This window comes from Massilia niastensis DSM 21313 (assembly GCF_000382345.1).
GTDB lineage: Bacteria > Pseudomonadota > Gammaproteobacteria > Burkholderiales > Burkholderiaceae_D > Telluria > Telluria niastensis.
The window spans coordinates 1-14,192 of record NZ_KB908092.1 but is presented as its reverse complement, the minus strand read 5'-3'; the positions used below and the strand labels follow the sequence as shown (position 1 = coordinate 14,192).

The window sequence follows — 14,192 nt, the reverse complement described above, 5'->3', positions numbered from 1 at the left end:
GCAGGATGATGCAGGATTTTCAACAGTATGGTGCATGGCGCGCCGCGGTCGCGGTCGCGCTGGAAGGCTATGGCGCCGCGCTGCAGCAGGCGGCGCTGATCGATGCGGCGGGCGAGCAGCAACTGGCGCACGCGCTGGCGCGGCTGCGCGACGACCGGCTGTCGGTCGCTTTCGTGGCCGAATTCTCGCGCGGTAAAACCGAGCTGATCAACGCCATCTTCTTCGCGGACTACGGCCAGCGCATCCTGCCCTCGACCGCCGGACGCACCACCATGTGTCCGACCGAGCTGCTGTGGGATCCCGCTCTGCCGCCCTGCATCCGCCTGCTGCCGATCGGTACCCGGGCCGGCCAGCTGTCCACCAGCGACTTCCGCGACGACCAGACGGCCTGGACCGTGCTGCCGCTGGACCTCGAGGCGCCGGACCAGATGCACGAGACCTTCCGCCAGGTCAGCCAGACCCGCCGGGTGCCGGCCGACGAAGCCGAACGCTACGGGCTGGTCGATCCGCTCGACCCCGACCTGGCCGCCAGCCTGGCGCCGGACGGCACGGTCGAGATCCCGGCATGGCGGCACGCGATCATCAACCTGCCCCATCCGCTGCTCAAGCAGGGGCTGGTGATCCTCGACACGCCGGGCCTGAACGCGATCGGCACCGAGCCGGAACTGACCCTGAACCTGATCCCGAACGCGCACGCGGTGCTGTTCGTCCTGGCCGCCGAGACCGGGGTCACGAAGAGCGACATCGAAGTCTGGCGCACCCATATCGGCGCGGGACCGGGCCGGCTGGCGGTGCTCAACAAGATCGACGCCATGTGGGACGAACTGCGCAGCGCGCAGGAGAACGATGCCGAGATCGCGCGCCAGCAGCGCGACGTGGCCCAGCTGCTCGGACTGGATGCCGCCCGCGTGTATCCGGTGTCGGCGCAGAAGGCCCTGGTCGGCAAGATCAACGGCGACATGGCGCTGCTCGAGAAGAGCCGCCTGGGCGCGCTGGAAGCGGCGCTGTTCCACGACCTGATCCCGGCGCGCCGCGACATCGTCAGGCGCCAGCTGCGGCGCGATCTCGACGCCCTGCTGGCCGGCCAGCAGGCGCTGGCCGGCGCCCGTGCGCGCGACCTGGTCGAGCAGCTGCAGGAGCTGCGCAGCCTGCGCGGCAAGAACCAGGGCGTGATCGCGCACATGATGCGCCGGGTCGACGCCGAGAAGAAGGAATTCGACGCCAGCCTGTTCAAGCTGCAGGGCACGCGCGCGGTGTTCGCCCGCCTGTCGACCGAGCTGTATACCTCGCTGGGCATGGACGCGGTGCAGGACCAGACCGAGGCGGTGCGCGCGGCGATGCAGGCGGCGCGCTTCGCGACCGGCATGCGGGCTCCGGTGCGCACTTATTTCGAACAGATGCGCGTGAACCTCGAGGTGTCGAACGCGAAGATCGCCGAGATCGGCGCGATGATGGAAACCATGACTCGCAGGTTCTCGGCCGAGCATGGCCTCGCCCTGAGCGCGCCGATGAACCTTTCACTGGACCGCTACCGCCAGGAGATCGACGAGATCGAGGCGCTGTTCCTGAAGCAATTCGGCACCGCGACCTTGTGGATGACCAGCCGCGCCACCCTGCTCGAGCGCTTCTTCGACTCGATCGCCTCGCGCGTGCGGCGCAGCTTCCGCGCCGCCAATGCGGATGCCGAAAGCTGGCTGAAGGTGATCATGGCGCCGCTCGAAGCGCAGATCCGCCAGCACCGCGACCAGCTGCGCCATCGCCAGGCTTCGATCCAGCGCATCCACGACGCCACCGACAGCCTGGAGCAGAAGATCGCCGCCTTCGAGGAAGGCCAGGCCGGACTGGAACGCACCCGCGCGCGCCTGGCGGCGGTCGCCGCCGGGGTCGCGGCCGTGCTGGATGGCGAGAGCGCCGAACTGGAGGCCGCATGAAACGACTGACCGAATTCGACCAGCTGGCCGACCCGACCTTCTCGCAGGCCGTGGTCGACTGGCAGCGCAGCCATGGCCGCCATACGCTGCCGTGGCAGAACACGCGCGACGCCTACCGCATCTGGCTGTCCGAGATCATGCTCCAGCAGACCCAGGTTGCGGCCGTGCTGGGCTACTACAGCCGCTTCCTGGAGCGCTTCCCGACCGTGCACGCGCTGGCCGAAGCGCCTTCCGAGGACGTGATGGCCCACTGGAGCGGGCTCGGTTACTACACCCGGGCGCGCAACCTGCACGCCTGCGCCAAGCGGATCGTGCACGACCATGGCGGCGTGTTCCCGAGCGATCCGGCGCTGCTGGCCGAGCTGCCCGGCATCGGCCGCTCGACGGCGGCGGCGATCGCCGCCTTTTCCAGCGGCGCGCGCGCGGCGATCCTGGACGGGAACGTCAAGCGCGTGTTCGCGCGCGTGTTCGGCGTCGGCGAATACCCGGGCGCCAAGCCGGTCGAAGACGCCCTGTGGCGGCGCGCCGATGCGCTGCTGCCCGAAGGCGGCGGCATCGAGGCCTATACCCAGGGGCTGATGGACCTGGGCGCGACCCTGTGCACGCGCAGCCGCCCGGACTGCCCGCGCTGCCCGCTGCGCGAGCGCTGCGTGGCCTTCGCCACCGGGCGCACGGCGGAACTGCCGGTGCGCAAGCCGAAGAAGACGACGCCGGAGAAGCGCACCGCGATGCTGGTGATCGTCGACCGCGGGCAGGTGCTGCTGGAGCAGCGGCCCGCTACCGGGATCTGGGGCGGCTTGCTGTCGCTGCCGGAAGTGGGCGGGCATGCGGCGCTGGACGAGGATGACGAAGCCTTCGATACGGCGGACCTCGCCGTGGCCGCGGCGCAGTTCGGCGAGGTGGACGAGGTCCGCGCGCTGCGCCCGCTGGTGCATGTGTTCACGCACTACAAGCTGCACATCGCGCCATTCAGCGTGGCGCTGGCGGCGCGCGGGGGCGCGACCGGGCGGCACCTGTGGTGGAATCTCGATGCGATCGCGGAGGCGCCCTTGCCGGCGCCGGTCAAGAAGCTGCTGGTGGAACTGGGACAACCGAGCTTGTTTGCTCAGTAGGGTGGACAGCTTTGCTGTCCACGCGGCGATAGTTGGCAGAAAAACTATCGAGCGCGACATCGGAACCGATAACGATCGCCGCGTGGGCGGAGAATCCGCCCACCCTACGCAGAACCGGTATCAGAACTGATCGAGCGAGAATATCCGCTTGTGCTCCCGGATCGCATACCGGTCCGTCATCCCCGCGATGTAATCCGCAATCTTGCGCGCCTGCTTCATCGGGTCGCCTTCGACCTGGTAATCGGCCGGCAGCAGTATCGGGTCGAGCATGAAGGCGTCGAACAGCTCGCGCACCACCCGGCTGGCCTTCACGCGCATGCGGTTGACCTGGAAATGGCGGTACAGGTTGGCGTGCAGGAAGCGCTTGAGCGCCGTGGTCTCGGCCCGCATCTGCGCCGAGAAGCGGATCAAGGGAGGCCCCGCGCGCACGTCGTCGATGCCTTGCGGCGCGGCTTCCGCCAGCAGCCCGGCCGAGGTCTCGACCAGGTCGGCCGTCATCGCCGTGATCATCAGCCTGATGGTCTCGTACAGCGCGCGCCGTCCCGGCAGGCCCGGATACTGCGCCTCCACCGCGTGGCGATGGCGCGCGAACAGCTCCACCTCCTCCATCTGCGCCATCGTCAGCAAGCCGGAACGCAGGCCATCGTCGATGTCGTGGTTGTTGTACGCGATCTCGTCGGCCAGGTTGGTCAGCTGCGCCTCCAGGCTCGGCTGGCTGCGGTCGATGAAGCGCTGGCCCAGCTCGCCCAGCTGGCGCGCATTGGTCAGCGAGCAGTGCTTGAGGATGCCCTCGCGCGTCTCGAAGGTCAGGTTCAGGCCGTCGAAGGCGCCGTAGTGCTCTTCCAGCGTATCGACCACCCGCAGGCTCTGCAGGTTGTGCTCGAAGCCGCCGTAGTCCTTCATGCATTCGTTCAGCACGTCCTGGCCGACGTGGCCGAAGGGCGTGTGGCCCAGGTCGTGCGCCAGCGCGGTGGCTTCGACCAGGTCTTCGTTCAGGCGCAGGCTGCGCGCCAGGGTGCGCCCGATCTGCGCCACCTCGATCGAGTGCGTCAGGCGGGTGCGGAACAGGTCTCCCTCGTGGTTCAGGAAGACCTGGGTCTTGTACTCGAGGCGGCGGAAGGCCGTCGAGTGGATGATGCGGTCGCGGTCGCGCTGGTACTCGCTGCGCGAGCCCGGCGCCGGTTCCGGGTGGCGACGCCCGCGCGACTTCGAGGAGTGCGCCGCATAAGCTGCGAGGTGGGCGTCGAAGTCCATCATGCGAAGTCCATCATGCTGCTGTACAGGCGGCCAGGGTGGCGCGCAGCAGTTCCGGCGGCGCCGTCGTGATCGACGGGCTGCCGAGCGGCTTGAGCAGGATGAAGCGGATCGTCCCGCCCTCGTTCTTCTTGTCGACTTGCATCAGCTCCAGCCAGCGCTGCTCGCCCAGGTCGGGCGCCACGGTCGGCAGGCCGGCGGCGGCGACCAGCGCGCGCACGCGCTCGACGGTCGCCCAGTCGACCAGGCCCATGCGCGCCGACAAGTCGGCCGCCATCACCATGCCGCAGCCGACCGCTTCGCCGTGCAGCCACTCGCCATAGCCCAGGCCCGATTCGATCGCGTGGCCGAAGGTGTGGCCGAAATTCAGCACCGCGCGCAGGCCGCCTTCGCGCTCGTCGCGGCCCACCACGTCGGCCTTGATCTCGCACGAACGCGCGATCGCATGCGCCATCGCTTCAGGTTCGCGCGCCACCAGACGCTCGATGTTCTGCTCGATCCAGGCGAAATACTCGGCATCCAGGATGGCGCCGTGCTTGATCACCTCGGCCAGGCCGGCCGACAGCTCGCGCGCCGGCAGGGTATCGAGGGTCGAGGTATCGGCCAGCACCGCGCGCGGCTGGTAGAAGGCGCCGATCATGTTCTTGCCGAGCGGGTGGTTGATGCCGGTCTTGCCGCCGACCGAGGAGTCGACCTGCGACAGCAGGGTGGTCGGCAGCTGCACGAAGGGCACGCCGCGCATGTAGCTGGCGGCCGCGAAGCCCGCCAGGTCGCCGATCACGCCGCCGCCCAGCGCCACCACGGTGGTCTTGCGGTCGCAGCGGTTGGCCAGCAGCGCGTCGAACACCAGGTTCAGCGACTGCCAGTTCTTGTGCTCCTCGCCGTCGGGCAGGATGATTTCAACCACCTCGCGCCCGCTGGCGCGCAGCTGGCCGGCGACCCGCTCCAGGTAGAGCGGCGCCACGGTGGTGTTGGTGACGATGGCGACCTTGCCGCCGGCGACGTGGCGCGCCAGGAGCGCGCCGTCGTTCAGCAGGCCGGGGCCGATGGCGATGGGGTAGCTGCGCTCCCCGAGTTCAACGTTGAGAGTGATCTGGGCCTGTTCGTTCATCGATGTCTTTGCCAGCCGGCGCGCACGTGCTGCTTCCTGCGCGGCGATCTGGTCCAATATGGTCTGTACCATCGATTGTACGTTAGGACGCCCGGTATCGATGACAAGGTCGGCAATCTCGCGATACAGCGGGTCGCGCTGGGTCATCAGCTCTTCGAGTTTGCGGCGCGGGTCGGCGGTCTGCAGCAGCGGACGGTTCTTGTCGTGCGCGGTGCGCTGCAGGATGCTGTTGATCGAGGCGCGCAGGTAGATCACGGTGCCGCGCTCGGCCAGCAGGGCGCGGTTGGCCGGATCGAGCACGGCCCCGCCGCCGGTCGCCAGCACCAGGTCGTGCCTGGCGGTCAGGTCGCGGATGACATCGGCTTCGCGGCGCCGGAAGCAGGCTTCGCCCTCGATCTCGAAGATCCAGGGAATCGATGCGCCGGTGCGCGCCTCGATCTCGTGGTCCGAGTCCACGAAGCGTTTGTTTAACTTGCGCGCAAGCAACCGGCCGATGGTGGTCTTTCCCGCCCCCATCAGGCCGACGAGGAAGATGTTGTTGTTCTTGGGATGAGGCACTACCAAACCCGCTCAAATGAAAAGACGACCAGTATAGACTGGCCGCCTCTCTTTTCGTCAATTCCGGCGCAGCTTGGGGCTTGCTTTGTGGTATCAGCGGGCGCCGGCCACGCGCTCGGCGACGATCTTCGGCGTGATGAACACCAGCAGTTCGGTCTTGGCGCTCTCGCGGCCGCTGGTCTTGAACAGGTAGCCCAGCACCGGCACGTCGCCCAGCAGCGGCACCTTGCTTTCGCTGTTGCGCTCCGACTGCTGGTAAATACCGCCCAGGACCACGGTGCCGCCGTTTTCGACCATCACCTTGGTCTTCACGTGTTGCGTATTGATCGCAAAGCCGGCGCGGGTTTCCTCGCCTTTCGAGTCCTTGTTCACGTCCACTTCCAGCACCACGTTGCCGTCCGGCGTGATCTGCGGCGTGACTTCCAGGCGCAGGTTGGCCTTCTTGAAGGTGATCGAGGTCGCGCCGCTGCTGGTCGCCACCTGGTAGGGCAGCTCGATGCCCTGCTCGATGACGGCGATCTGCTTGTCCTCGGTGACCACGCGCGGGCTGGAGATGATCTTGCCCTTGCCGTCCGCTTCCAGCGCCGACAGCTCCAGGTTCAGGAAGCGGTTGGCGGCCGAGGAGAACAGGCTGAACGCCAGCGAGGGCGCCGCCACGCCGCCGATCGCGGCGGCCGGCAGGTTCACCATCGTGGTGTTGGTCCAGGCGTCGCCCTGGTCCGGGGTCTGGCCGCTGACCTGGCCGACACCGAGCAGGTTGCCGCCGACGGCGACCCGGTTGTTGCCGCCGATATCCCAGCCGGGCGCCTGGCCATTCGGGAAACGGATGTCGGCGAAGCCGAGCTTGGCGCCCAGGTTGCGCGAGAAGCCGTCGTTGGCCTCGACCAGGCGCGCTTCGATCAGCACCTGCTTGGAGGCGATGTCGGTCTTCTGGATCAGCCTGCGGATATCCTCGATCTTGGAGGCGATGTCGGTCACGAACAGCTGGTTGGTGCGCGGTTCGATGACCGCGCTGCCGCGCTTGGACAGCACGCGGTTCTTGCTGTCGGCGCCGGACGCGCCGCCCCCGTCCAGGCCGAACACGTTGCGGAAGGACTCGGCCTTCTGGTAGTTCAGCTGGAAGATCTCGGAGCGCAGCGGCTCCAGCTCGGCGATCTGGGCGCGCTGCTCCAGCTCGAGCTTTTCCTTGGTCAGCAGTTCTTCCTTGGGCGCGATCCACAGCACGTTGCCGTTCTTGCGCATGTCCAGGCCCTTGGCCTGCAGCACCACGTCGAGCGCCTGGTCCCAGGGCACGTCCTTCAGGCGCAGGGTCAGGTTGCCGCTCACGGAATCGCTGGTGATGATGTTCAGGCCCGAGATGTCGGCGATCGCCTGCAGCGCGGCGCGCACTTCCACGTTCTGGAAGTTGAACGACAGCTTCTCGCCGCGGTAGCCCTGGGCGCCCTGCCCCAGCCGGTTCGGGTCTTCCTTGACCGGGCGCACGTCGACCACCAGCTGGGTGTCGCTCTGGTACACCGACTGCTCCCAGGCGCCGTTCGCGTCGATCGTCATGCGCACGTTGTCGCCCTGGGCGGTCGTCGTCACGCGCGACACCGGGGTGCCGAAATCTGTCACGTCGAGGCGGCGGCGCATGGTTTCCGGCAGGCCGGCGCGCATGAAATCGACCACGATCTGGTTGCCGACCTGGCGCACGTCGACCGCCACCTGGTTGTTCGGCAGGTCGACCACGACCCGGCCTTCGCCGTTGTTGCCGCGGCGGAAATCAAGGTTGCGCAACAAATGGCGTCCAGTGGACGGCATTTGGGCGCCTGGATTCCGGCTTGGCGCGGCGGCCGGGAGGCCGGCGCTGTTCACGGCCTGGGCCACGCCGCCCGAGCCTTCCACGGTCACGATCACGGACTTGCCGTCGATCGCGGTCGCATAGTTCAGGGGACGCAGCAGGTTCAGCACCAGGCGGGTGCGCTCGCCGGCCTGCACCACGTTCAGGCCGCGCACGTCGCCCAGGTTGATGTCCTGGTTGCTCTTGCCGGTGGCATTGCTGGTGGCGCCGAAGTCGAGCGCGATGCGCGCCGGATTGGTGATCGAGAAACCGATCGGCGCCTTGGGCGGCGCTTCGCGCATGGCCACGTTGATGACGACGTTCGAACCCTGCTGGTTGGCGGTGATCGACTCGATCGCGTTGCCCTGGGCGGCGGCGCCGCCCGCGCCCAGCGCCAGCAGCACCGCGCAGGCGGCGCGCGGCAGCCAGCCCGGCACGACGATGCGAATCATTGCATGTGGGGTCATTTCCCGGTCTCCTTGGTTTCCTGCAACTCCAGCTTGGCCATGCGTTCGACCCAATCGCCGGCGGCGTCCTGCATCACTTCCCTGATGTCGATCGCGCCGTCCGAGACGCGGGTCACGAGCCCATAGTTCTGGCCGATCCGCTGGCCGGCCCTGACCTGGAACACCGAGCGCTCGATCTGCACCAGCGCGTAGCTGACGCCGCTCTTCTGGAGTGTACCGACCATGCGCATCGTATCAAGTGGATAATTTTCCAGAAGTTCTTTTGGACGGTTCATGTCCGGCTTGTACGGATTACCCGAACTCGCGGCCACGCGCGCCATCGCCGTCAGCAGCTTGTCGGGGCTGAACGGTTCGACGGCTTCGCGCGGGTCGTAGGCGTAAGGCACGAACTGCTTCGGTTCCGGCAGCGGCTTGACGGCCGGGACGGTCTCCTTCTCGACCTGCTTCATCCAAGTGCGGACTTCGGCGACGCTGCCCTCGCCGCAGCCGGCCAGGACGACGGTCGCGAGCAGCGCCGCAATATTTCGCAGCTGCATCATTTCGCACCTTTCTTGGCTTTCTTGCCCTTGCCCTTGCCCTTGCCCTTGGCGTCCGCGCGCGCCTTGCGCTGGGCGCTCAGTTCGTCCTGGTCGAGGTAGCGGAAGGTCTTGGCGACGGCGTCCAGCGACAGGCCGCCATCCTTGCCGGTGGTGAGCGACATGTTGTTCAGGGTGACGATACGCGGCAGGTTGGCCATGTCGGCGGCGAAGGTGCCGATGTCGTGGTAGCGGCCGCTGACCTTGATCTCGATCGGCAGCTCGGCGTAGTAGTCGCGCACCATTTCCTGGCCCGGCTTGAACAGCTCGAACTGCAGGCCGCGGCCGACGCCGGCCTGGTTGATGTCCGACAGCAGGGCCGCCATTTCCGACTTGCTCGGCAGCTGCTTCTCGAGGCGCACCACGTACTGGTCGACCTGGGCCTTCTGCTCCTGCAGCGCCTCCAGGTTGATCGCCTGCGCCATCTTGTTCCTGTATTCGTCGCGCAGCTTCTGCTCTTCGCGCGCGCCGCGCTCCTGCTCTTCGAACTGGCCGTCCCAGTAGAAGAAGTAGCCGAGGCCGACGGCGGCCGCCATCACGCCCGCCGCGCACAGCAGGCGCGGGGCCAGCGGCCACTGACCCGGCTGGCGTCCCTGCAGGTCCTGGAACTGGGCGGCCAGGTCGGCGCCGAGTTGTTTAAGGTCGATGTTCATGCTCATGCATCACTCCGGCCTGGCCGCGGCCAGCTTGCGCGCGGCGCCCGGCCTGGCTTCGCCTTCCTTGTTGTCCGCGTCGCTCTCGCGCGGGCGCTTGATCGCCACGCCGAGCGTGAATTCGACCACCTTGCGGCCGGTCTTGCTCTTGTCCAGGGTGGCGGCGCGCACCTCGGTCAGGTCGGGGCGCTCGAGCCAGGGCGAGGCGCCGGACAGGTTGCGCAGCAGCTCCGCAACCCGTTCCTGCGACTGGGCGTAGCCGGTCAGGACCACCTTCTGGCCGTCCTGCCTGAACGACTTCAGGTGCACCCCTTCCGGCGTCTGGCGCACCAGCTCGTCGAGCAGGTAGACCGGCTGGTTGCGGTCGCCCTGCAGGTCCTCGACCGCCTGCTGGCGCGCCTTCAGGGCTTCGATTTCCTCTTTCAAGGTCTTGATCTCGCCGATCTTCTTGTCGAGCTCGGCGCTCGCCTGCTTCAGGACCAGGTTGCGCTGGTTCTGGACCGAGATCTGGCGCGCGTTGTAGCCGCCCACCATCAGCACGACGGCGGCGCCGGCCAGCGCGCCCAGCGCCAGCAGGGCGAAGAACGCGGCCTGCTTCTGCTTGCGCTTGGCCTCGCGGTGAGGCAACAGGTTAATGCGGATCATCAGCCGAACCTCCGCATGGCCAGGCCGCAGGCGACCAGGTAGGCCGCGCCTTCCTGGCGCAGCTGCTGTTCGCGCACGCCGGCGCCCAGCTGCATGCCCTGGAAGGGCGTGACCTGCGCGGTCGGGATGCGGGTGCGGCCGGCGATGATGTCGACCAGGCCCGGCACCAGCGCGCAGCCGCCGGCCAGGTACAGCTGGTCGATGCGGGTGTACGGGGTGGAGGTGTAGAAGAACTGGATCGCGCGCGTCACTTCCAGCGCCGCGTTCTCGAGGAAGGGCGTGAGCAGGTCGGCGCGGTAGTTCTCGGGCAGGTCGCCCGACTTCTTGCGCGCCTCGGCTTCCTCGAACGACAGGCCGTAGGCGCGCACGATGTCCTGGGTCAGCTGGGTGCCGCCGAACGGCTGCTCGCGCTCGTAGACGCTGTCTCCGTCGATCAGGACCGACATGTGGGTGGCCTGGGCGCCGAGCTGGAACAGGGCCGTGATCTGACCCGGCTTCGCGCTTGCCGCGCGTTCCAGCGCGCTGCGCGCGGCATACGATTCGATGTCCATCACGGTCGCGGTCAGGCCGGCCGCTTCGGCGATCGCGACCCGGTCCTCGACCTTTTCGCGGCGCGCGGCGGCCAGCATGACTTCCATGTCTTCGCTGGAGTTCGGGGCGGCGCCGATCACGTCGAAATCGAGGCTGACCTCGTCGAGCGCGAAAGGAATATACTGACTGGCTTCGGATTCCACCTGGACTTCGAGCTGGTCTTCCGACAGGCCGGCTGGCAGGATGATCTTCTTGGTGATGACCGCCGCGGGCGGCATGCCGAGCGCTACCAGGCGGGCGCGGGTGCCGCTCTTTTTCCAGACGCGCCGGACGGCGTCGGAGACCTGGTCGATGTTTTCGATGTTGCCGTCGACGACCGCGCCACGGGGCAGCGGTTCGGCGGCGTAGCGCTCCAGGCGCAGTTCACCCTTGCCGGCATCGGCCAGCTCGACCAGGCGAACGCCGGACGTGCTGATGTCGAGTCCCGCCAGCGGCGGACTCGCCTTCCCGAACAAGGAAGCTAGATTGATCACGAACGCATTCCTCCGCTGCCTTTTTCCTGCCCTGCAGGAACCTGTCTTCGAAGGCCCGCGCCGGGATGTTTTCTCTTATAAAACCGGTATTTAGTGCACATATATAAGGCACTGTTGAATCGTAGCAATAAGGATGATCAGGGACAAGATATTTCTGCATAGGAACATACCATTCCGGCGCGAATGCGCCACACTCTTCCCTATGACGTTGCCACCCCGTTCACACCTCGTGCAAGCTCGTCAACAAACCCGCCTTAACACGGCGTTTGATTGCCGCCAAGCCAGTATCAGGGGTGAAGGTGCTGCCTTATAATGAGGCGGATCAATAAAGCGAAAGCCAGCATGAAAGAGAAACAAGCCGCATCTCCCTCTTCCTCGAAATTCAGTCCGAAGCGCCTGATCCTGATGGCCATCGGCGGCATCCTTGGCCTCGGGGCCATCGGTGTGCTGGTCGTCGTGTTCGCACTGGCGATGGCCTACCCCAACCTGCCCGCGCTCGACACGATCACCGACTACCGCCCGAAGATGCCGCTGCGGATCTTCACGGCCGATAACGTCCTGATCGGCGAATTCGGCGAGGAGCGCCGCACCCTGGTCCATTTCAAGGACATTCCCGACGTGATGAAGAAAGCGGTGCTGTCGATCGAGGACGACCGCTTCTACCAGCACAGCGGCATCGACTACTGGGGCATCCTGCGCGCGGTCGTGCACAACGCCGCCGGCAGCGGCGCGCGCCAGGGCGCGTCCACCATCACCCAGCAGGTGGCGCGCAACTTCTTCCTGTCCTCGGAACAGACCTTCAAGCGCAAGGCCTACGAGGCCCTGCTGGCCTGGAAGATCGAGAAGAACCTGAGCAAGGACCAGATCCTGGAGCTGTACATGAACCAGATCTACCTCGGCCAGCGCGCCTTCGGCTTCCAGTCGGCGGCCCAGATCTACTTCGGCAAGGACCTGCGCGACATCTCGGTGGCCGAAGCGGCCATGCTGGCCGGCCTGCCGAAGGCGCCGTCGGCCTACAACCCGGTGGTCAACCCGACCCGCGCCAGGACGCGCCAGCAGTACATCCTGCAGCGCATGCACTCGCTCGGCTACATCACCGACGCCCAGTTCCAGGAAGCGAAGGAAGAGCCGCTCAAGATCAAGTCCGACAGCACCGCCTTCGGCGTGCATGCCGAGTACGTGGCCGAGATGGCGCGCCAGCTGGTGTACGAACAGTTCAAGGAAGACACCTACACGCGCGGCCTGAACGTGTTCACCACCATCACCAAGGCCGACCAGGACGCCGCCTACCTGGCGGTGCGCCGCGGCGTGATGGACTACGAACGCCGCCATCCGTACCGCGGCCCGGAAGGCTATATCGAGATCCCGGGCGACAAGACCGAGGCCGATGAAGCGATCGAGGCCGAGCTGGCCGAGCATCCGGACAGCGACAACATCGTGGCCGCCATCGTGCTGCAGGCGTCCCCGAGCCAGGTGACGGCGACCATCGCCTCGGGCGAGACCATCAAGATGACCGGCGCCAGCCTGTCCTTCGCCAAGGCCTGGCTGGCCGAGAAGGCGGCCCCGAACCGGCGCCTGCGCCGCGGCGCCGTGATCCGCGTGATGCAGGACGACGAATCGAAGTGGCTGATCACCCAGATGCCGGAAGTCGAATCGGCCTTCGTCGCGGCCAGCACCGAGGACGGCGCGATCCGCGCGCTGGTCGGCGGCTTCGACTTCAACCGCAACAAGTTCAACCACGTGACCCAGGCCTGGCGCCAGCCGGGTTCCTCGTTCAAGCCGTTCATCTATTCGGCGTCGCTGGAGCGCGGGCTGTCGCCGGCCACCATCGTCAACGACGCCCCGATCTCCTTCGACGCCGGCCAGACCGGCGGCCAGGCGTGGGAACCGAAGAACTACGACAACCGCTACGAAGGTCCGATGACGATGCGGCGCGGCCTGACGCAGTCGAAGAACATGGTCTCGATCCGGATCCTGAACAAGATCGGCGCACGCTACGGCCAGGAATTCGCGACCCGCTTCGGCTTCGATCCGGACCGCAACCCGGCCTACCTGACCCTGGCGCTGGGCGCCGGCGCCACCACCCCGCTGCAGATGGCGGGCGCCTACGCGGTGTTCGCCAACGGCGGCTACCGCATCAGCCCCTACCTGATCTCGAAGGTCACCGACAGCGGCGGCAAGGTGCTGTCGGAAGCGCGTCCGGAACGCGCCGGCGTCGAAGCCAACCGCGTGATCGACTCGCGTAATGCCTACCTGGTCGACAGCATGCTCAAGGATGTGGTGCGCTTCGGCACCGCGACCAAGGCGCTGTCGCTCAAGCGCCCCGACCTGGCGGGCAAGACCGGCACCACCAACGACTCGATCGACGCCTGGTTCGCGGGCTACCAGCCCAAGCTGGTGGGCATCGCCTGGATCGGCTACGACCAGCCGAAGAACCTGGGCAACCGCGAGACCGGCGGCGGCCTGGCGCTGCCGATCTGGATCGGCTACATGGCCAAGGCGCTGAAGAACGAGCCGGTGGCGGAACCCGTGGTGCCGCCCGGACTGGTGCAGTACGGCAGCGAGTACTACTACGCCGAGAACCCGCCGGGCACCGGCGTGCAGACCCTGGATGTCGGCCCGCCGCCGGCGCCGGCCGAGCAGAAGGCGCGCGACGCGGTGAGGAACGAGTTGTTCTGAGGCCCGATCGCGGAAAAGAGAAGGCGGCCACCGGCCGCCTCAGACTGCTGACAAAGTCAAAAGCCCTCGCCAACGGCGGGGGCTTTTGATTTAATGTCATCATGCTCAAGACACCTTCTCCCTTCCAGCACGAGCTGGAGATGGTCACGCTGGAACAGCTGGTACCGCAAGACCATTTGCTGCGTCTGATCGACCGCCACATCAAGTTCGATTTCATCCGGGAACAGACCGCGCATTTGTACTGCGCCGATAATGGTCGCCCAGCACTGGACCCTGTGACGCTGTTCAAGATGCTGTTCATCGGCTACCTGTTTGGCATTCGTT

Annotated in this window: 11 protein-coding genes; 4 read left to right on the top strand and 7 right to left on the bottom strand. The window is 66.9% G+C overall.

The genetic code is table 11. The features are described 5' to 3' along the window. Positions 1-5 precede the first annotated feature (5 nt). Both H162_RS0111610 and mutY read left to right on the top strand, forming a co-directional pair. The gene (locus H162_RS0111610; RefSeq protein WP_020653640.1) at positions 6-1,931 is read left to right on the top strand and encodes a dynamin family protein; all 1,926 of its coding nucleotides are present in this window, start codon (positions 6-8) and stop codon (positions 1,929-1,931) included. Continuing rightward, positions 1,928-3,043: an A/G-specific adenine glycosylase gene (mutY, locus tag H162_RS0111605; RefSeq protein WP_020653639.1), complete on the top strand. Its 1,116-nt coding sequence runs from the start codon at positions 1,928-1,930 to the stop codon at positions 3,041-3,043. Before H162_RS0111610 ends, mutY begins: the two co-directional genes overlap by 4 nt. Positions 3,044-3,163: 120 nt before the next feature. Here the strand turns inward: mutY and H162_RS0111600 are convergent, their stop codons facing one another. The 7 genes from H162_RS0111600 to H162_RS0111570 form a co-directional block, all read right to left on the bottom strand. Beyond that, positions 3,164-4,297 carry a deoxyguanosinetriphosphate triphosphohydrolase gene (locus H162_RS0111600; RefSeq protein WP_026354530.1) on the bottom strand — a complete coding sequence of 378 codons (1,134 nt, stop codon included), beginning with the start codon at positions 4,295-4,297 and terminating at the stop codon, positions 3,164-3,166. Positions 4,298-4,310: 13 nt separating this feature from the next. Further along, complete coding sequence (gene aroKB / locus H162_RS0111595; protein WP_026354529.1) at positions 4,311-5,924, bottom strand: bifunctional shikimate kinase/3-dehydroquinate synthase AroKB; 1,614 nt, start codon at positions 5,922-5,924, stop codon at positions 4,311-4,313. A gap of 135 nt (positions 5,925-6,059) precedes the next feature. Then, complete coding sequence (locus tag H162_RS0111590) at positions 6,060-8,252, bottom strand: type IV pilus secretin PilQ (protein WP_026354528.1); 2,193 nt, start codon at positions 8,250-8,252, stop codon at positions 6,060-6,062. Further along, positions 8,249-8,791 (bottom strand): pilus assembly protein PilP, encoded by a 543-nt coding sequence (locus tag H162_RS0111585; RefSeq protein ID WP_020653635.1) that lies wholly within the window; start codon positions 8,789-8,791, stop codon positions 8,249-8,251. Before H162_RS0111585 ends, H162_RS0111590 begins: the two co-directional genes overlap by 4 nt. Then, the gene (locus H162_RS0111580) at positions 8,788-9,486 is read right to left on the bottom strand and encodes a type IV pilus inner membrane component PilO (protein WP_020653634.1); all 699 of its coding nucleotides are present in this window, start codon (positions 9,484-9,486) and stop codon (positions 8,788-8,790) included. The genes H162_RS0111585 and H162_RS0111580 overlap by 4 nt, the downstream gene beginning before the upstream one ends. 3 nt (positions 9,487-9,489) lie before the next feature. Beyond that, positions 9,490-10,125, bottom strand: coding sequence for a PilN domain-containing protein (locus H162_RS0111575; RefSeq protein WP_020653633.1), 636 nt, complete (start codon positions 10,123-10,125; stop codon positions 9,490-9,492). After that, entirely contained in the window at positions 10,125-11,189 is a 1,065-nt protein-coding gene (locus H162_RS0111570) for a pilus assembly protein PilM (protein WP_026354527.1), read from the bottom strand. The genes H162_RS0111575 and H162_RS0111570 overlap by 1 nt, the downstream gene beginning before the upstream one ends. Positions 11,190-11,531: 342 nt before the next feature. On the opposite strand from H162_RS0111570, the gene H162_RS0111565 reads away from it, so the two are divergent. Further along, a complete protein-coding gene (locus H162_RS0111565) occupies positions 11,532-13,868 on the top strand; it encodes a penicillin-binding protein 1A (RefSeq protein WP_020653631.1) in 2,337 nt (778 codons plus the stop codon). 101 nt (positions 13,869-13,969) lie between these two features. Next, positions 13,970-14,192 (top strand): transposase (locus H162_RS30645; RefSeq protein WP_169444476.1); only part of this gene is annotated, 223 nt, incomplete at its 3' end.

Bases quoted from the DNA above. Each gene is read 5' to 3' on its own strand.
- mutY (WP_020653639.1), top strand. From the start codon at position 1,928: ATGAAACGACTGACCGAATTCGACCAGCTGGCCGACCCGACCTTCTCG.
- H162_RS0111565 (WP_020653631.1), top strand. From the start codon at position 11,532: ATGAAAGAGAAACAAGCCGCATCTCCCTCTTCCTCGAAATTCAGTCCG.
- H162_RS0111610 (WP_020653640.1), top strand. From the start codon at position 6: ATGATGCAGGATTTTCAACAGTATGGTGCATGGCGCGCCGCGGTCGCG.
- H162_RS0111580 (WP_020653634.1), bottom strand. From the start codon at position 9,486: ATGAGCATGAACATCGACCTTAAACAACTCGGCGCCGACCTGGCCGCC.
- H162_RS0111575 (WP_020653633.1), bottom strand. From the start codon at position 10,125: ATGATCCGCATTAACCTGTTGCCTCACCGCGAGGCCAAGCGCAAGCAG.
- aroKB (WP_026354529.1), bottom strand. From the start codon at position 5,924: ATGGGGGCGGGAAAGACCACCATCGGCCGGTTGCTTGCGCGCAAGTTA.
- H162_RS0111590 (WP_026354528.1), bottom strand. From the start codon at position 8,252: ATGACCCCACATGCAATGATTCGCATCGTCGTGCCGGGCTGGCTGCCG.
- H162_RS0111600 (WP_026354530.1), bottom strand. From the start codon at position 4,297: ATGGACTTCGACGCCCACCTCGCAGCTTATGCGGCGCACTCCTCGAAG.
- H162_RS0111585 (WP_020653635.1), bottom strand. From the start codon at position 8,791: ATGATGCAGCTGCGAAATATTGCGGCGCTGCTCGCGACCGTCGTCCTG.